General features: G+C 74.2%; 14 protein-coding genes and 1 pseudogene. All 15 read left to right on the forward strand.

Features of this window, described 5'->3' with window-relative positions; translation table 11 throughout:
* Positions 1-275: 275 nt before the first annotated feature.
* On the forward strand, positions 276-854 hold the full coding sequence (locus ORI94_RS16750) for a YqgE/AlgH family protein (RefSeq protein WP_266076482.1): 579 nt from the start codon (positions 276-278) through the stop codon (positions 852-854).
* A gap of 29 nt (positions 855-883) precedes the next feature.
* Entirely contained in the window at positions 884-1,180 is a 297-nt protein-coding gene (locus tag ORI94_RS16755) for a DUF3039 domain-containing protein (RefSeq protein WP_266076086.1), read from the forward strand.
* Between the two features lie 205 nt (positions 1,181-1,385).
* Complete coding sequence (locus tag ORI94_RS16760) at positions 1,386-2,666, forward strand: extracellular solute-binding protein (protein ID WP_266076088.1); 1,281 nt, start codon at positions 1,386-1,388, stop codon at positions 2,664-2,666.
* A gap of 77 nt (positions 2,667-2,743) precedes the next feature.
* Positions 2,744-2,851 (forward strand): annotated as a pseudogene (locus ORI94_RS16765) (carbohydrate ABC transporter permease); the annotation flags it as partial.
* A 10-nt stretch (positions 2,852-2,861) separates the two neighbouring features.
* A complete protein-coding gene (locus ORI94_RS16770; RefSeq protein ID WP_266076484.1) occupies positions 2,862-4,532 on the forward strand; it encodes a beta-N-acetylhexosaminidase in 1,671 nt (556 codons plus the stop codon).
* Positions 4,533-4,852: 320 nt separating this feature from the next.
* Positions 4,853-5,746: an FAD binding domain-containing protein gene (locus tag ORI94_RS16775; RefSeq protein ID WP_266076090.1), complete on the forward strand. Its 894-nt coding sequence runs from the start codon at positions 4,853-4,855 to the stop codon at positions 5,744-5,746.
* The gene (locus ORI94_RS16780) at positions 5,743-7,758 is read left to right on the forward strand and encodes a 2Fe-2S iron-sulfur cluster-binding protein (protein WP_266076092.1); all 2,016 of its coding nucleotides are present in this window, start codon (positions 5,743-5,745) and stop codon (positions 7,756-7,758) included. The genes ORI94_RS16775 and ORI94_RS16780 overlap by 4 nt, the downstream gene beginning before the upstream one ends.
* Positions 7,755-10,097 carry a xanthine dehydrogenase family protein molybdopterin-binding subunit gene (locus ORI94_RS16785; RefSeq protein ID WP_266076094.1) on the forward strand — a complete coding sequence of 781 codons (2,343 nt, stop codon included), beginning with the start codon at positions 7,755-7,757 and terminating at the stop codon, positions 10,095-10,097. The genes ORI94_RS16780 and ORI94_RS16785 overlap by 4 nt, the downstream gene beginning before the upstream one ends.
* 742 nt (positions 10,098-10,839) lie before the next feature.
* Positions 10,840-12,066, forward strand: coding sequence for an SUKH-4 family immunity protein (locus ORI94_RS16790; RefSeq protein WP_416237833.1), 1,227 nt, complete (start codon positions 10,840-10,842; stop codon positions 12,064-12,066).
* A 130-nt stretch (positions 12,067-12,196) separates the two neighbouring features.
* Positions 12,197-13,708: an MFS transporter gene (locus ORI94_RS16795; protein WP_266076096.1), complete on the forward strand. Its 1,512-nt coding sequence runs from the start codon at positions 12,197-12,199 to the stop codon at positions 13,706-13,708.
* A 41-nt stretch (positions 13,709-13,749) separates the two neighbouring features.
* A complete protein-coding gene (locus tag ORI94_RS16800; protein WP_266076098.1) occupies positions 13,750-13,950 on the forward strand; it encodes a hypothetical protein in 201 nt (66 codons plus the stop codon).
* On the forward strand, positions 13,947-14,357 hold the full coding sequence (locus ORI94_RS16805) for a type II toxin-antitoxin system death-on-curing family toxin (RefSeq protein ID WP_266076100.1): 411 nt from the start codon (positions 13,947-13,949) through the stop codon (positions 14,355-14,357). The genes ORI94_RS16800 and ORI94_RS16805 overlap by 4 nt, the downstream gene beginning before the upstream one ends.
* Before the next feature lie 175 nt (positions 14,358-14,532).
* On the forward strand, positions 14,533-16,323 hold the full coding sequence (locus ORI94_RS16810; RefSeq protein WP_266076102.1) for a DEAD/DEAH box helicase: 1,791 nt from the start codon (positions 14,533-14,535) through the stop codon (positions 16,321-16,323).
* Between the two features lie 285 nt (positions 16,324-16,608).
* On the forward strand, positions 16,609-17,250 hold the full coding sequence (locus ORI94_RS16815; RefSeq protein WP_266076105.1) for an IclR family transcriptional regulator: 642 nt from the start codon (positions 16,609-16,611) through the stop codon (positions 17,248-17,250).
* Positions 17,251-17,354: 104 nt separating this feature from the next.
* Positions 17,355-18,134 (forward strand): S16 family serine protease, encoded by a 780-nt coding sequence (locus ORI94_RS16820; protein ID WP_266076106.1) that lies wholly within the window; start codon positions 17,355-17,357, stop codon positions 18,132-18,134.
* The last annotated feature ends 3 nt before the right edge of the window (positions 18,135-18,137 follow it).

An 18,137-nucleotide genomic window follows, 5' to 3' on the forward strand; every position in this document is an offset into this window, starting at 1 on the left:
GGGTAGTCGCCCGCAACGCCCGGTCCACCAGCCCGTGCACGGCCCGCTCCCGCCCCCGGGCCGCCACGGCACGGGAAGTCCCCGTCCGGACACCCGGGGTCACCGGCGGCACCGTGCGCCGGGGGTGCTTCCGTACGCCCGCCCGGCCCGGGCGGGCCGCTTCGGCCCACCCCGACGGGCGCCCCACCAGGCCGCTCCCGCGCGGGACGGCCGCGACCACCCCCGTACTCCCATTGCCTCCCCACGGAGGGGGAAGATGCGGGATCATGTCTGGCATGACCGAGGTGTCCTCGCTCACAGGGCGGCTGCTCGTGGCCACGCCCGCCCTGGCGGATCCGAACTTCGACCGCGCGGTCGTGCTCCTCCTCGACCACGACGAGGAGGGGTCCCTCGGTGTCGTGCTCAACCGCCCGACCCCGGTGGACGTGGGCGACATCCTGGAGGGCTGGGCGGACCTGGCCGGCGAACCCGGGGTCGTCTTCCAGGGCGGCCCGGTGTCGCTGGACTCGGCCCTCGGCGTCGCCGTCGTCCCCGGCGGGGCCGGGGCGGGCACCACGGCCGCGCCGCTGGGCTGGCGCCAGGTCCACGGCGCGATCGGACTGGTCGACCTGGAGGCGCCGCCGGAGCTGCTCGCCGCCGCCCTCGGCTCGCTGCGCATCTTCGCCGGATACGCGGGCTGGGGCCCCGGTCAGCTGGAGGACGAACTGGTGGAAGGCGCCTGGTACGTCGTCGAGTCGGAGCCCGGCGACGTCTCGTCCCCGGTGCCCGAGCGGCTCTGGCGCGAGGTGCTGCGCCGCCAGCGGGGCGACCTGGCGATGGTGGCCACATATCCGGACGACCCTTCGCTCAACTGAGGCGTGTGAGCTTCAGTACTCTTGGCTTCATGAGCACTCTTGAGCCCGAGCGCGGGACTGGTACGGGGACCCTCGTAGAGCCGACGCCGCAGACCTCCCACGGTGACGGCGACCACGAGCGCTACGCCCACTACGTCCAGAAGGACAAGATCATGGCGAGCGCTCTCGACGGCACGCCCGTCGTGGCGCTGTGCGGCAAGGTGTGGGTGCCCGGCCGTGACCCGAAGAAGTACCCCGTCTGCCCCATGTGCAAGGAGATCTACGAGTCCATGAGTGGCGGCGACGACGACAAGGGCAAGGGCGGCAAGGGCAAGGGCGACAAGTAGCCGCGCCGGGCTCCGGCCCCCGGGCGCGTTGTGTGCGCCCTGGGGGCCTTCGTGCTGCCCGCGGTTGCACGGAGTGCGTCCGCCGGTCACAGAGTGGTGGAGACCTCTTGTGGGCTCGTTCACCCGGTCTCTGACCTCCGGTGTTGTCGTGCACGGCGAAACCGGCGTTGCGCATGGTGCAACACTTCATCGGAGGAAGCAGTCCATGAAGCTGTCCGTCCGCACGGTCGCCCTCGCGGCCGTCATCGCCACCGCCGCCTGCGCGCCCCGGACTTCCGGGGACTCCTCCTCCGGAAAGGACGAGAGGGCCGGGACCTCGCGCGTCTGGCTTTTCCAGGAGGTGAACAACGCACCCAAGGAAAAGGTCGTCGAATCCGTCGTCGCCGGATTAGAGAAGGCGCACGACGGCACCGAGGTCACCGTGGAGCACATCCCGGTCGAGACCCGCGCCGAGCGCGTCAGGGCCGCCTTCAACGACCCGAAGTCCGCCCCCGACCTCGTCGAGTACGGCAACACGGACACCGCCGGCTACGTGAAGGACGGCGGACTCGCGGACGTCACCGAGGAGTTCGGTGCCCGGGACGAGGCCAAGGACACCGACCCGACCGCCCGGCAGTCGGTCACCGTCGGCGGCAGGGTCTACGGCGCGCCGTACTTCGTGGGCGTGCGCGCCCTCTACTACCGCACCGACGTCTTCGACGAACTCGGCCTCGAACCCCCCGCCTCGCAGGCCGAACTGATCTCCACCGCGCAGGAGATCCGCGCCGCGAAGCCGGACCTGTACGGCATCGCCGTCGGCGGCGCCTACACCTACGGCGCGATGCCCTTCCTCTGGGCCCACGGCGGCGAACTCGCCACCGGCAAGGGCGGCTCGTACGCCTCCGCGATCGACACCCCCGCCGCCCGCAAGGGCATCGAGGCGTACACCTCCCTCTTCGGCGACGACAACTGCCCGGCCGCCAGGTGCGCCGGCATGGGCGGCAACGACACGGTGACCGCCTTCGCCTCGGGCAAGGCCGCCATGGCGATCGGCGGCGACTTCAGCCACGCGGCGATCGAGGCCGGGACCGTGAAGGGCAAGGACGCCGTCGTGCCGCTGCCGGGAGTGGAGCCCGGTTCCGTCGCCCCCGCTTTCGCGGGCGGGAACAACCTCGGTGTCCTGAAGTCGACCTCGCACCGCACCCCCGCCGTCGACCTGATGCAGCGGCTCGCCTCGAAGAGGGCGCAGGGCGAACTGTTCGACGCGATGGGCTTCCTGCCGACCTTCTCGGACGTGCGCCGGCAGGCGGCCGCCGGAAAACCGTTCGTGGAGACCCTCGAGGCCGGCACCGAGTTCGTGCCGGCCTCGCCCGCCTGGGCGCAGATCGACGCCTCGCTGGTACTGCCGACCATGTTCCAGGAGGTCGTCAGCGGCAAGAAGGACGTGGACGCCGCCGCGGAGAGCGCGGAGAGGAAGATGAACGAGGCGTTCGGCTCCGCCGGATGACTGCGCCCGGCAGCTCGGGGGGCGTGGACCGGGTACTGCTGCCGGCGGTTCGTGGCCGGCCGCGCCCGCGCGAGCGGGGCGGCGTGATGGCGGCGTCCACGGTGTTGACGGTTCCGGTACCGGTCTTCTTCCTACTCGTACAGCGGCGCCTGGTCTCCGGCCCGGGCGGCGCGGTGAAGGACTGACGTGACAGCATTGACGGAACTGATTCCCGCACCGCGCAGCGTCGTCGCCGGTTCGGGTGAAGTGCGGCTGACGGCGGACTCCCGGCTCTGCGCCGGCACCGCGACGGAAGGCGTCGGCCACTGGCTGCGCACCGTGCTCCGGCAGGCCACCGGCCTGCCGCTGCGCGAGGGACGGGAGCCCGACGGCACCGGCGGCGACGGTATCGGACTCCGGTTCGGCTCCGGGCTCGGCCCCGAGGAGTACCGCCTCGTCAGCGACCGGAACGGCGTCCTGATCGAGGGGGGCGGCGCGGCCGGTGTCTTCTGGGGCGCCCAGACGCTGCGGCAGCTCCTCGGGCCCGACGCGTACCGCAGGGCTCCGCTCGCCCGCGACCGGGTCTGGGCCGTGCCGCACGTCACCATCGAGGACGCCCCCCGCTTCCGCTGGCGCGGCCTCATGCTCGACGTCGCCCGGCACTTCACGCCCAAGGAGGGCGTGCTGCGCCACCTCGACCTGATGGCCGCGCACAAACTCAACGTCCTGCACCTCCACCTGACGGACGACCAGGGGTGGCGCATCGAGATCGAGCGGTACCCGCGGCTGACGGAGGTGGGTTCCTGGCGTACCAGGACGAAAACCGGCCACCGCGCCTCGCCCCTGTGGGACGACACACCGCACGGCGGCCACTACACGCGGGACGACATCCGGGAGATCGTCGCCTACGCGGCCGAGCGGCATATCGCCGTCGTTCCCGAGATCGACGTGCCCGGCCACTCGCAGGCCGCCATCGCCGCGTATCCGGAACTCGGCAACACCGACGTCGTCGACACCTCCTCGCTGACCGTCTGGGACACCTGGGGGATCAGCCCGAACGTACTCGCCCCCACCGACACCACCCTGCGCTTCTACGAAGGGGTTCTCGAGGAAGTCCTGGAACTGTTCCCCGCCGACGCCGCGGGTCCCGCCGCGTATGCGCCGTCGCCCTCGTTCTCGTCGTTCGTCCACATCGGCGGCGACGAATGCCCGAAGGACCAGTGGCGTGCCTCGGAGGCCGCGCAGAAACGGATCGCCGCTCTCTCACTGGCCGACGAGGACGCCCTCCAGTCCTGGTTCGTCGGGCACTTCGCCGGCTGGCTCGCCGCGCGCGGGCGCCGGCTGATCGGCTGGGACGAGATCCTCCAGGGCGGCCTGCCCCCGGGCGCCGCCGTGTCCTCCTGGCGCGGCTACGCCGGCGGGGCCGCCGCCGCCCGCGCGGGACACGACGTGGTCATGTGCCCCGAGCAGCACGTGTACCTGGACCACCGTCAGGACGCGGGCCCCGAGGAGCCGGTGCCGATCGGGTACGTGCGGACCCTGGAGGACGTCTACCGGTTCGAGCCCGTACCGGCGGACCTCACGCCCGAGGAGACCGGGCGGGTGCTCGGCACCCAGGCCAACGCCTGGTCCGAGGTGACCGAGAACCAGGCGCGGGTGGACTACCAGGTCTTCCCCCGGCTCGTGGCCCTCGCCGAGGTCGCCTGGAGCCCGCTGCCCGCCCCCGCGCAGCGGGACTTCGCCGGCTTCGAGCGCCGGATGACCGCCCACTACCGGCGGCTCGACGCCCTCGGCGTCGCCTACCGCCCGCCCACCGGCCCGCTGCCCTGGCAGCGGCGCCCCGGCGTGCTGGGCCGCCCCCTCGACGGCGCACCCCCGAACCGGTAGCGGGCACCGAACCGGTAGCGGGCACCGGGCCGGTGGCGCGTAGCCCGGCCGGAACCGGCCATGCCCGGAAGCCCGCCCCATGGTGGACAGCTCGTGCGAAAAGGGATCAAGATCCTCCGAACCGTTCCCATTCGAGCGCACGGGCGATGGTGTGCGAAAACGGACCAAGTGGGCTGTGAAGTGGGTGAACGTCTCCTAGTGGACCCCTGTCCTCGGTGCTCGCGAAGATGTGCCAGAGTTGCCACGTCCGCCCTGTCAGGTCGTACCGTACGGCTGCAACAGGTGGGGCCAGGTGGGGCCGCGGGAAGGGGCAGTCGGTTTTGAGCACGCACGCACCGCAGGCGGCGCAGTCCGTGACGCTGCCCACGACGCTGGACGAGGCCGTGGCGGCGCTGACAGCCGTGCCCGCCGCCGTGCCCGTCGCGGGCGGCACCGATCTGATGGCCGCCGTCAACTCCGGGCAGCTCAGGCCGACGGCACTGGTCGGCCTCGGCAGGATCAGCGAGATCCGCGGCTGGCAGTACCAGGACGGCCACGCGCTGCTCGGCGCCGGCCTCACCCACGCCCGTATGGGCCGCCCCGACTTCGCCGCCCTCATCCCGGCGCTCGCCGCCTCCGCGCGGGCCGCCGGACCGCCGCACATCCGCAACGCGGGCACCCTGGGCGGCAACATCGCCTCCGCCGCCCCGACCGGGGACGCGCTGCCCGTGCTGGCCGCGCTCGAGGCGACGCTGATCATCGCGGGCCAGGGCGGGGCCCGCCGGGAGATCCCGGTGTCGCACCTGCTGGCCGGGATGGACATGCTGCGCGCCGGTGAACTCATCGGCTACGTGCGCGTGCCGCTGCTGCACGCCCCGCAGGTCTTCCTGAAGGCCACCGGCCGCACCGGCCCCGGCCGCGCGGTCGCCTCCGTCGCCCTGGTCCTCGACCCCGCCCGGCGCGGTGTCCGCTGCGCGGTCGGCGCCATAGCGCCGATGGCGCTGCGGCCCCTGGAGGCCGAGCAGTGGGTCGCCCAGCTCATCGACTGGGACAACAACCGCGCGCTCGTGCCGGAGGCGCTGAAGGCGTTCGGGGAGTACGTCGCCGCGGCCTGCATCCCCGATCCGGTACCCGACGAGGACGGCTCCGTCCCGTCGCTGCCGCCCGCGGTACTGCACCTGCGGCGCACCGTCGCCGCACTGGCCCGACGAGCACTGGGGAGGGCGCTGTCGTGACCGACGACCAGCACGGAGAGGGCACGTCCGGCACGTCCCAGGGCGGCGGAAGCCGCTGGGACCCGCTGCCCCAGGGAGACTACGACGACGGCGCCACCGCCTTCGTGAAGCTCCCCGAGGGGGGCATCGACGCCCTGCTGGACTCGATGGAGAGCCCGCTCGCCGCACCCGGCCACGGCTACGTGCCGCCGTCCATCACCGCCACCACCGCGGGCACCGACCCCGCGGTCGCCGGCGGCTGGGCGGTGCCGGGCACCGGAGCGCCGGGCGCCCCCGCCGACGGCGCCCAGTGGCACGACCCGCAGGCCGGGCAGGCGGGGGAGAACCCGGGGGCACAGGCGGCGCAGCAGTACGGCGGCCAGGACCGGTTCACGTACGACCCCGGGACCTCGGGCCAGTGGCACTTCGAGGAACCGCCCGGCGCCGGCGGCCCGGCACAGGCACCGGGTTCCGACGTGACCGGCCAGTGGTCGATCCCCGTCGCCGGCGGCGACCTCCCGGACGAGTCCGGCGAGTTCACCACCTCCGCGCTGGCCGAGCAGTGGGGCGCCACCCCGCCGGTCGCCCCGCCCCCCACCCCCCCGGGCGGCGCCTCCGCGCCCTGGGCCGCGCAGGCCATCGGACAGCCGTGGGGCCCCGGAGTGCCAGGTGTGGACCCGGAGCACCACCCCCACTCCGCTCCCGGCGGGGAGCAGGAGCGCGGGCAGGACGGGGGCCAGGGCCGCGAGCAGGACGGCCCGGAGACCGACTGGCGCGCGGAGCACGGCCAGGGAGCCCCCGCGTACGGCCAGGAGTACACCGCCGACCCCGCACGGGAGCGGACCGACGGGTGGCCCGCTCCGGGGCACGACACCCCGCCCCGGTCGACCGGGGTGCCGCAGCCGGCCCCCGCCGAGCCCCACTGGCGGCCCGGCCCCGAGGACCACCCGGAGGCGGTCGGCGGACCGTCCGCCCCGGAGCTCCGTGAGCACCCGCAGCCGGATCCGGAGGGCCCCGCACGGCCCGCCGACGGGCACGGGCGGGCTCCGGGGGCCGAGGGGGCCGTCGCGGACGCCCAGCGGCCCCAGGAGCCGCACGACGCCCAGGAGGGCCCGGGAGCCCCCCCGGCCGCAGCGGCACCCGAGGGCGCGAGGGACCACACCGAGACGGCCCCGGACGGGGACGCCGGACCGGAAGCCGCGGCCCCCGAACCCGCCCCGCCCCTCGACACCGGCCCGGACGCGGGCCCGGACGTGGGCCCGGACGTGGGCCCGGACGCACCCGACGACACGTCACCCGGGCACGAACCGCTCCTCGTCGCCGCGCACGACGACCACCCCCTCGCCTCCTACGTGCTGCGCGTCAACGGCACCGACCGGCCCGTCACCGACGCCTGGATCGGCGAGTCGCTGCTCTACGTGCTGCGCGAGCGCCTCGGCCTCGCCGGCGCCAAGGACGGCTGCTCGCAGGGCGAGTGCGGGGCCTGCAACGTGCAGGTCGACGGCCGCCTCGTCGCGTCCTGCCTGGTCCCGGCCGTCACCGCGGCCGGCAACGAGGTCCGTACCGTCGAGGGCCTCGCCCAGGACGGCCGGCCGTCGGACGTGCAGCGCGCGCTCGCGCGGTGCGGCGCGGTCCAGTGCGGCTTCTGCGTACCGGGCATGGCGATGACCGTGCACGACCTGCTGGAGGGCAACCCGGCGCCCACCCCGCTGGAGACCCGCCAGGCGCTGTGCGGCAACCTGTGCCGCTGCTCCGGCTACCGGGGCGTGGTGGACGCCGTCCAGGAGGTCGTCGCCGAACGGGAGGAACTCGCCGCGCACGCCGAGGACGACCAGGACGGCCAGGACGAGGACCGGGACACGGACCGGGACACGCACCGGGGGACGGGCCCGGAACACGGATCCGGCGGTGGGACGGGAGGGTTCCGCATCCCGCACCAGGCAGGACCGGGCGCCGGCGGCGTCGGCCCCGCCGCCTTCACGGACCCCGGACCGCATGACCGGCCGCACGGCCGGGACGGAGACCAGGCATGAGCAACGAGGCCGCCACCGTGCAGGCCGCACGGACCACGGAGGACGCCGCCGGGACGGAGGCGCCCCCGCGCGGGCTCGGTGTCTCCCTGCCGGCCGCCGACACCCGCGCCAAGACCGAGGGCACCTTCCCGTACGCCGCCGACCTGTGGGCCGAGGGCCTGCTGTGGGCGGCCGTGCTGCGCTCCCCGCACCCGCACGCGCGGATCGCGTCCATCGACACCACCCACGCCCGCGAGATGCCCGGCGTGCACGCCGTCGTCACCCACGAGGACGTCCCCGGCACCCCGGTGTACGAGCGCGGCCGGTCCGACCGCCCGGTCTTCGCCTCCGACGTCGTACGCCACCACGGCGAGGCCATCGCCGCCGTCGCCGCCGACCACCCGGACACCGCGCGGATGGCCGCCGCCGCCGTCATCGTCGAGTACGAGGTGCTCGACCCGGTGATCGACCCCGAACAGGCCTTCGAGGCCGAGCCGCTGCACCCCGACGGCAACCTGATCCGCCACATCCCGCTGCGCCACGGCGACCCCGACGCGGCCGGTGAGCTCGTCGTCGACGGCCTGTACCGCATCGGCCGCCAGGACCCCGCGCCCATCGGCGCCGAGGCCGGACTCGCCGTCCCCCGCCCGGACGGAGGCGTCGAGCTGTACCTGGCCTCCACCGACCCGCACGGCGACCGGGACGAGGCCGCCGCCGCGTTCGACCTGGACCCCGAGCGCGTGAAGATCGTCGTCACCGGGGTGCCCGGCGCGACCGCCGACCGCGAGGACCAGAGCTTCCGGCTGCCGCTCGGCCTGCTGGCGCTGAAGACCGGCTGCCCGGTCAAACTCACCGCCACGCGCGAGGAGTCCTTCCTCGGGCACGCCCACCGCCACCCCACCCTGCTGCGCTACCGCCACCACGCCGACGCCGAGGGGAGGCTGGTGAAGGTCGAGGCGCAGATCCTGCTCGACGCGGGAGCCTACGCCGACACGTCCTCGGACGCGCTGGCCGCCGCCGTCGCCTTCGCCTGCGGCCCCTACGTCGTCCCGAACGCCTTCATCGAGGGCTGGGCGGTCCGCACCAACAACCCGCCCTCCGGCCACGTGCGCGGCGAGGGCGCCCTGCAGGTGTGCGCCGCCTACGAGGCGCAGATGGACAAACTGGCCAGGAAGCTCGGCCTCGACCCGGCCGAACTGCGCATGCGCAACGTCATGGCGACCGGTGACGTCCTGCCCACCGGCCAGACCGTGACCTGCCCGGCCCCGGTCGCCGAACTCCTCGAGGCGGTGCGGGACCACCCGCTGCCGCCGCTGCCCAAGGACACCCCCGAGGGTGAGTGGCTGCTGCCCGGCGGCCCCGAGGGCGCGGGCGAACCGGGTGCGGTGCGCCGCGGGGTGGGCTACGGCCTGGGCATGGTGCACATGCTCGGCGGCGAGGGCGCGGACGAGGTGTCCACGGCCACCGTGAAGGTCCAGGACGGGGTGGCGACGGTGCTGTGCGCGGCCGTCGAGACCGGCCAGGGCTTCACCACGCTGGCCCGGCAGATCGTCCAGGAGATCCTCGGCGTCGACGAGGTGCGGGTGGCACCCGTGGACACCGACCAGCCCTCGGCCGGCGCGGGCAGCCGCGGCCGGCACACCTGGGTGTCGGGCGGTGCGGTGGAGCGCGCGGCGAAGATGGTCCGCACCCAGCTCCTGGCGCCCCTGGCCCACAAGTTCGGCATGTCCGCCGAACTGCTCCAGATCAGCGACGGCCGGATCACCTCGTACGACGGCGTGCTGTCGACGCCCGTCGCCGACGAACTGGTGGGCAAGGAGCTGTGGGCCACCGCCCAGTGCCGTCCGCACCCCACGGAGCCCCTGGACGAGTCCGGCCAGGGCGACGCCTTCGTCGGGATGTCGTTCTGCGCGATCCGCGCCGTGGTCGACGTCGACATCGAGATCGGTTCCGTACGGGTCGTGGAACTGGCCGTCGCCCAGGACGTGGGGCGGGTGCTGAACCCGGCCCAGCTGGCCGCCCGGATCGAGGCGGGCGTCACCCAGGGCGTGGGTGCCGCGCTCACCGAGAACCTGCGCACACCGCGCGGTCTGGTCCGGCACCCCGATCTCACCGGCTACGCCCTGCCGACCGCCCTGGACGTGCCCGACATCCGGATCGTGAAGCTGGTCGAGGAGCGGGACGTGGTCGCGCCGTTCGGCGCGAAGGCGGTCAGCGCGGTGCCGGTGGTGACCTCGCCGGCGGCCATCGCCGCCGCGGTCCGCGCGGCCACCGGCCGCCCGGTCAACCGCCTGCCGATCCGCCCGCAGGCGGCGGTGGTGACCAGTGGTCGTGACCGGCTGGTCAGGTCCGGCGACTGACGTCCGGCGACTGATGCTCGGTGGCGGGCGTCCGTCGCGGTCTGCGCGGCCACCGGTCGCCCGGTCGACCGCCTGCCGATCCGCCCGCAGGCGGCGGTGGTGACCAGTGGTCGTGACCGGTTGGTCAGGTCCGGCGACTGACGTCCGGCGACTGATGCTCGGTGGCGGGCGTCCGTCGCGGTCTGCGCGGCCACCGGTCGCCCGGTCGACCGCCTGCCGATCCGTCCGCAGGCGGCGGTGGTGACCAGTGGTCGTGACCGGCTGGTCAGGTCCGGCGAACTGACGTCCGGTGGCTGATGCTCGGTGGCGGGCGTCTGTCGCGGTCTGCGCGGCCACCGGTCGCCCGGTCGACCGCCTGCCGGTCCGTCCGCAGGCGGCGGTGGTGACCAGTGGTCGTGACCGGCTGATCAAGTCCGGCGACTGATGCCCGGCGACCGGCGACCGGCGTCCGGGGCCGGTGTCGTGGTGGGAGGGCGTTCACGCCGATTTCCGTGCGCAGGCAACGCGCGGGGGTGTTCGGGCGTCTTGTGGGACGGGGGTGTCCGCATCCGTGTTCCGGCCGGGGCGCCCGCCCGCTTCCGGCCCGGGGGCGTTGTCAGTGGTGGCACGTAGTGTTCCGAGTGGTGGGGGACGGCTGCCGGGTGCGGAGGGCCGGGGGCCCGTCCCGTCCGGGCGGGGCGGTGCCGTCCGAAGCGGTGAAGCACGGGACACGGGACTGAGCGCACGTATGCACGGGGGAGCCATGAGCACGACCGACACCGTGGCCGCGGATGCCATGCACGCCATGCACGCCACGGCCACTGCGGGAGCGATCGTCCTGACCGAGGACGACCTCGACCCGTTCATCACGCACGCGTCCACGCGCCGCTGGCTGACCGGCCCCGGACTGCCCTGCGACAGCGGCCTGTTCAGCTTCACGCAGCTGTGCGCCGACGGCGGCCCGCGCACGGTCGCCGACTCGACCGGTGACCCGGGCGAGCGACTCTCCGCGGAGCTGCGGGACCAGCTGGTCGTCGGCCACCTGCTCGGTCCCGCAGGTCTGGAGACGGAGTCGGTCCTGCTGGACGGTGCCACCGGCGAGGTCTCGACGACGTACTTCTTCCACGACCGCCCCGACCTGATGGACCGTCGCCCGCTCGCCCCGTCGCTGCCGACCCTGGTGCGGTTCGCCGCGGCGACGGACGAACTGGCGGGACTGCGGGGCCAGTTCGCCGCCTACGCGGGCCGCTGGGGCACCGAGGCGGTGGCCCGGGCCTCGCGGCAGCTGCTCGCGGTGTTCGAGGAGGGCGCGGACGGCGCGCCGGCGCCGCTGTGGCGGATGGCCGCGCTGATCCGCCCGCTGGCCCTGGTGGCCGGTCCGGGCACGGCCTCGGGGCTCGCCCTCGACCTTCCGGTCCGCCTGCTCGACCGGGAGTTCGGCCGACGGGGCGTGGTCCGCTTCGAGGAGGTCGACTTCCCCGCGACGCTGACGCACGAGCCGACCCGCCGCTTCCTGTGCGAGACGGGCCTGCCCGAGGACGGCTTCCTGTTCCGGCTGGACACCGACCTGCCGCTGCGGACCCTCGCCGAGTACTACGACGAGGACGGCGACGACGCCCCCGGCGCGTTCCGGGCCGACCGCCTGCCCGCCCATGCCGACCGGCTGATCCGCCTCGGCCGTCTGATCGAGGGCCACAGCCTGGTCGTCGACGGCGCCACTGGCGCGGTCCTGGACTGGAGCGAGCCGGACTCGGCCCTGTACCCGTTGAACACGGACGTCTCGACCCTCGCCTTCACCCTCTGGCTGCTGCACCGCGAGCACGCCATCGACGAGGAGTCGGGCCACGCGCTGACCAGCGAGGCCTACGACCAGCTGGCCATGACGATGATCCAGGTCCTGTCCGCCGTCGACCCGACGGGCACCACGACCGACGCCGACTGGCACTACTGGACGGAGCTGTTCCAGGACGAGGCGGGCGGGGTGCTCTGAGGGCGCGCTCCGGGAACACCCCGCCCGTGCCGGGGACCGGGACAGGCGGCCGGGAGTAGGACCAAGGTCCTGGTGCCGGTCCGACCCCCGACAGGCGTCAAAGTGATCTGTGGCCCTTACTCTGACGCCCATGGCCGCCCCGAACCCGCGCGACACCACTGCCGCCAAGACCCCCGACGTCCCGCCCGGACCCACCGTCCCGCCCGGACCCGCCACCCCACCCGCCCTCGCCGCCGTCCCCGGCGGTGAGGGCGGCGAGGGCGTGCTGAGCGGCCCCTACCGGGCGCTGAGCATCGGCATCGTCTCCGTGGTGCTGCTGATCGCCTTCGAGGCGACGGCGGTGGGCACGGCCATGCCGGTCGCGGCGCGCGACCTGGACGGGGTGTCGCTGTACGCGTTCGCGTTCTCGGCGTACTTCACCACCAGCCTGTTCGCGATGGTCCTCGCCGGCCAGTGGTCGGACCGGAGCGGACCGCTCGCACCGCTGACCACGGGCATCGCCGCCTTCGCCGCCGGACTCCTGCTGGGCGGGACGGCGGGCGCGATGTGGCCGTTCGTCCTGGGCCGGGCCGTGCAGGGCCTCGGCGGCGGCATGGTGATCGTCGCGCTGTACGTCGTCGTGAGCCGGGCCTATCCGCAGCGGCTGCGTCCGGCGATCATGGCCGCGTTCGCGGCGAGCTGGGTGGTGCCCTCGATCGTGGGCCCCCTCGCCTCCGGAGCGGTGACCGAACACCTCGGCTGGCGGTGGGTGTTCCTCGGCATCCCGGTCCTCGTCGTGCTCCCCCTCGCCCTCGCCCTCCCGCAGATACGCCGCCTGGCGTCCGGCCCGACGGGTGACGGCACCGACGCACCGGCCTCCTCCGGCGGCCGCCGCATCCGCCTCGCCCTCGCGATCTCCTTCGGCGCCGGGCTGCTCCAGTACGCCGCCCAGGACCTGCGCTGGCTCTCCCTGCTGCCCGGTGCGGCGGGTGTCGCCCTGCTGGTGCCCGCGGTGCTGGGCCTGCTCCCGCGCGGCACCTACCGCGCGGCGCGCGGCCTGCCCTCGGTGGTGCTGCTGCGCGGCGTCGCCGCGGGCTCCTTCATCGCCGCCGAGTCCTTCGTCCCGCTGATGCTGGTCACCCAGCGCGGCCTCAGCCCCACCCTCGCCGGGTTCTCCCTGGCGGCGGGCGGCGTCACCTGGGCGCTGGGCTCCTGGCTCCAGTCCCGGCCCCGCCTCCAGCCCCACCGGGAGCGGCTGACGACCCTGGGGATGGCCCTGGTGGCCGGCGCCATCGCGGCGGCCCCGAGCGTGCTGATCGAGGCGGTCCCCGCCTGGGCCCTGGCCGTCGCCTGGGCGTTCGGCTGCCTCGGGATGGGCCTGGTGATCTCCTCCACCAGCGTGCTCCTGCTCCAGCTCTCCGCCCCCGAGGAGGCGGGCACCAACTCGGCCGCCCTCCAGATGTCCGACGGCCTCTCCAGCGTCCTCCTGCTGGCCGTCGGCGGCGCCGCCTTCGCCGCCCTCGGCGGCGGCACGGTCACCCACGGCGCCGCCCGGGCCTCCGGCTCCCACCCGGCCGCCTTCGCCGCGGTGTTCCTGCCGATGGCGGCGGTGGCACTGGCGGGGGTGTGGGTGACGACGCGGCTGCGGGAGCGAGAGCCGTAAACCGGTCGCATCGGGATGATCACGAACAGTAGTCTGCGGCCATGTCCGATTTCTTCCTTCAGCTCGACCCCGCACGCCTGCACGCACTCCAGGATCTCGCCGACGCGCAGGGCCGCACGCCCGAAGCCGTGGTCGAGGAGGCCGTGTGCGGGTACCTGCGTGACGAGCGCCTGACGGTGCGCGCCGTCGGCGAGCGCCTCGCGCGCGAGCACGCCGACCTGCTGCGGAGGCTGGGCGAGTGACCACGCACCGGAAGTCGGCCGCTCCGCGGGGAGCGGCGAGGCACCTCACCGTCGACGAGGTCACCGTCCTCGCGGAGGTCGCCTTCGGCGGCCGTCCGCCCGAGACACGGGAGCCCGGACTGCTGGCCTCGGCCGTGCACCGCCCCCGCGCCCGGATGTTCGGTACGGCCGCTTACCCGGGCCTGTACGAACAGGCAGCCGCCCTCCTCCACGCCATCGCCACCAACCACCCCCTCGTCGACGGGAACAAGCGCACCGCCTGGCTGGCCGCCGTGACCTTCCTCGCCCTCAACGGCGTCGATCTCGCCGCCGTCGATCAGGACACGGCGTATGCGCTGGTCATCGAGGTGGCCTCAGGGGTGGAGACGGACGTGGGAAGCGTCGCGGAGCGGTTGCGGAGGCTGTGACGTCGGTCCCACCCCCGAGTGCCCCAGCCCGGTCCGGGCGTTGTCCGGACCGGGGCGCGGATAGGGTGGCCCGGTTGCCGTACGCCGACTGCCGGGTGTGGCCGGCTGCCTCGTGCGGCCGGGTGCCCGGTGCGGCCGAGCTGCCCGAACCCGCCCCCGTCCCCCAGCGGAGACCGTGACTACCACCGCCGCTTCTGCCTCGCACCACCTGTCCCCGGCCTTCCCCGGCCGTGCCCCCTGGGGCACCGCCGGGAAGCTGCGCGCCTGGCAGCAGGGGGCGATGGAGAGGTACCTACAGACGCAGCCCCGCGACTTCCTGGCGGTCGCCACCCCCGGCGCCGGCAAGACGACCTTCGCGCTGACGCTGGCCTCCTGGCTGCTGCACCACCACGTCGTGCAGCAGGTGACCGTCGTCGCGCCCACCGAGCACCTCAAGAAGCAGTGGGCCGAGGCCGCCGCGCGGATCGGGATCAAGCTGGACCCCGAGTACAGCGCCGGCCCGGTCGGCAAGGACTACGACGGCGTCGCCGTCACCTACGCCGGTGTCGGCGTGCGCCCCATGCTGCACCGCAACCGCGCCGAGCAGCGCAAGACCCTCGTCATCCTCGACGAGATCCACCACGCCGGTGACAGCAAGTCCTGGGGCGAGGCCTGCCTGGAGGCGTTCGAGCCGGCCACCCGCAGGCTCGCGCTCACCGGTACGCCGTTCCGGTCCGACACCAACCCCATCCCGTTCGTGGCGTACGAGGAGGGCGACGACGGCATCCGCCGGTCGGCCGCCGACTACACCTACGGGTACGGTTCCGCGCTCGCCGACGGCGTCGTGCGTCCCGTCATCTTCCTCTCCTACAGCGGCAACATGCGCTGGCGCACCAAGGCCGGCGACGAGGTCGCGGCCCGCCTCGGCGAACCCATGACCAAGGACGCGATCAGCCAGGCCTGGCGCACCGCCCTCGACCCGCGCGGCGACTGGATGCCGTCCGTGCTGCGCGCCGCCGACCAGCGGCTGACCGAGGTCAGGAAGTCCGTCCCGGACGCCGGTGCCCTCGTCATCGCCGCCGACCAGGACTCCGCCCGCTCCTACGCCAAGCTGATCCGCGAGATCACCGGCAGCAAGGCCACCGTCGTCCTGTCCGACGACACCGGCGCCTCGAAGCGGATCGACGACTTCAGCGGCAGCGACGACCGGTGGATGGTCGCCGTCCGCATGGTGTCCGAGGGCGTCGACGTACCGCGCCTCGCCGTGGGCGTGTACGCGACCACCATCTCCACCCCGCTGTTCTTCGCCCAGGCGGTCGGCCGTTTCGTCCGGTCGCGGCGGCGCGGCGAGACCGCCTCCGTGTTCCTGCCGACCGTCCCGGACCTGCTGGGCTTCGCGAACGAGATGGAGCGCGAGCGCGACCACGTCCTGGACAAGCCGAAGAAGGAGGGCGAGGAGGACCCGTACGCCGAGTCCGAGAAGGAGATGGACGAGGCGAACCGGGAGCAGGACGAGGACACCGGCGAGGAGATGCTGCCCTTCGAGGCGCTGGAGTCCGACGCCGTCTTCGACCGGGTCACCTACAACGGCGCCGACTTCGGCATGCAGGCCCACCCCGGCAGCGAGGAGGAGCAGGACTACCTGGGCATCCCCGGGCTCCTCGAACCCGACCAGGTGGAACTGCTGCTGCAGAAGCGGCAGGCCCGGCAGATCGCGCACAGCCGCAAGAAGCCGGACACCGAGGCCGACCTGATCGAACTGCCCGCCGAGCGGCGCCCCGTGGTCTCCCACAAGGAGATGATGGAACTGCGCCGCCAGCTCAACAACATGGTCGGCGCCTACGTCCACCAGAGCGGCAAACCGCACGGCGTCATCCACACCGAGCTGCGCCGCGTCTGCGGCGGACCGCCCGCCGCCGAGGCCACGCCGGGACAGCTGCGCCAGCGGATCGCCAAGGTGCAGGAGTGGGCGACCCGCATGCGGTGAACTCCCTCCACCCTCCGCGCATAGCGGGACGAAAGGTGCCACTTTGCGATCGCCGGTGCCCGGATTCTGGACGGAGCCTTCCGCTGACCGAACCGGCTCGCTACTGTCCCGCTACGCACACGCCCCGTGGCAGCGCCGCCGCGGAGCGCAGCCGTGAAGCGACTGCGCCCGGGACACAGCCGGGCCGCCGGCCGATCGGCGGCCTCTGGAGCGCGTCACCGACGGGACTCGGTGACGCATACGCCGTGAGAGGGCCGCCGACCTGACCACGAAGGAGTGGGCGTCGTGACCGCGGAGACCTCCCAGACGCTCGACCGGGGACTGCGGGTCCTCAAGCTGCTGGCCGACACGGACCACGGTCTGACCGTCACCGAGCTATCCCACAAACTGGGCGTGAACCGGACCGTTGTGTACCGGTTGCTCGCCACACTGGAACAGCACGCGCTGATCCGCCGTGACCTCGGCGGACGGGCCCGGGTCGGGCTCGGCGTGCTGCGGCTGGGCCGCCAGGTGCATCCGCTCGTACGCGAGGCCGCGATGCCGGCCCTGCGGTCGCTGGCGGAGGACATCGGCGCGACCGCGCACCTGACCCTGGTGGACGGGGCCGAAGCGCTGGCCGTCGCCGTGGTGGAACCGTCGTGGACGGACTACCACGTGGCCTACCGGGCCGGGTTCCGGCATCCGCTGGAGCGGGGCGCCGCCGGCAAGGCGATCATCTCGGCCCGCCTGCAACGGCCCCACGACCCCGGATACACCCTCACCCACGGCGAACTGGAGGCCGGCGCCTGCGGAGCGGCGGCGCCGCTGCTCGGGGTCACCGGCGTCGAGGGCAGCGTCGGTGTGGTGATGCTGGCCGACGTGGTCCCCGAACGGGTCGGCCCGCGGGTCATGGACGCGGCCCGCGAGGTCGCGGACGCACTGCGCTGACACCGGTGCGGGGGCCCGGGACGAGGCCCCGGTGCGGGGGCCCGGGACGAGGACCCGGGGCGGGCGGCCGGGGCAGGCACGGGGCGCCACGTTAGATTGATCCCGTGCTCTCTCGCCTCACGCGCCCCCGGGCCCTCGCCGTCTGCGCCGTTCCCGTCGTCGCCCTGCTGGCCACGGCGGTGTTCGCGCCGCTGCCGTTCTCGGTGGCACAGCCGGGGCTGACGGCCGACGTGCTCGGCGAGGACCGGGGCACGCCGGTCATCACCATCTCCGGCGCGCCGACCCGCGAGACCACCGGCCAGCTGCGGATGACGACGATCGAGGCGACCTCCCCCGACACCCGGGTGAGCCTCCCGGACGTCCTCGACGCCTGGTTCGGCACCGACCGGGCCGTCATGCCCCGCGACTCGGTCTACCCCAGCGGGAACGACCTCGAGGAGATCGAGCGGTACAACGAGGACCAGATGCGCAGGTCCCAGGACGAGGCGACCCTGGCCGCGCTGGACTACCTGGACCTGGACGGCAAGGACGTCGAGGTCGACCTGGAGCTCGCCGACGTCGGCGGCCCCAGCGCCGGTCTGCTCTTCTCCCTCGGCATCGTCGACAAGCTGAACGGCGGCGACCTCACCGGCGGCCGGACCATCGCCGGTACGGGCACGATCGACGCCGGGGGCAGGGTCGGCGCCGTGGGCGGCGTGCCGCTGAAGACGCAGGCCGCCCGGCGGGACGGCGCCACCGTCTTCCTGGTGCCCGAGGCCGAGTGCGCCGACGCGCAGGCCGAACTCCCCGACGGCCTGCGCCTGATCCCGGTCACCACCCTCGAGACCACCGTCGACGCCCTCGTCGCCCTGGAGGAGGACGCGGGCGGGGTCCCGAGCTGCTGACGC

Source organism: Streptomyces sp. NEAU-W12 (genome assembly GCF_026242095.1).
Classification (GTDB): Bacteria; Actinomycetota; Actinomycetes; order Streptomycetales; family Streptomycetaceae; genus Streptomyces.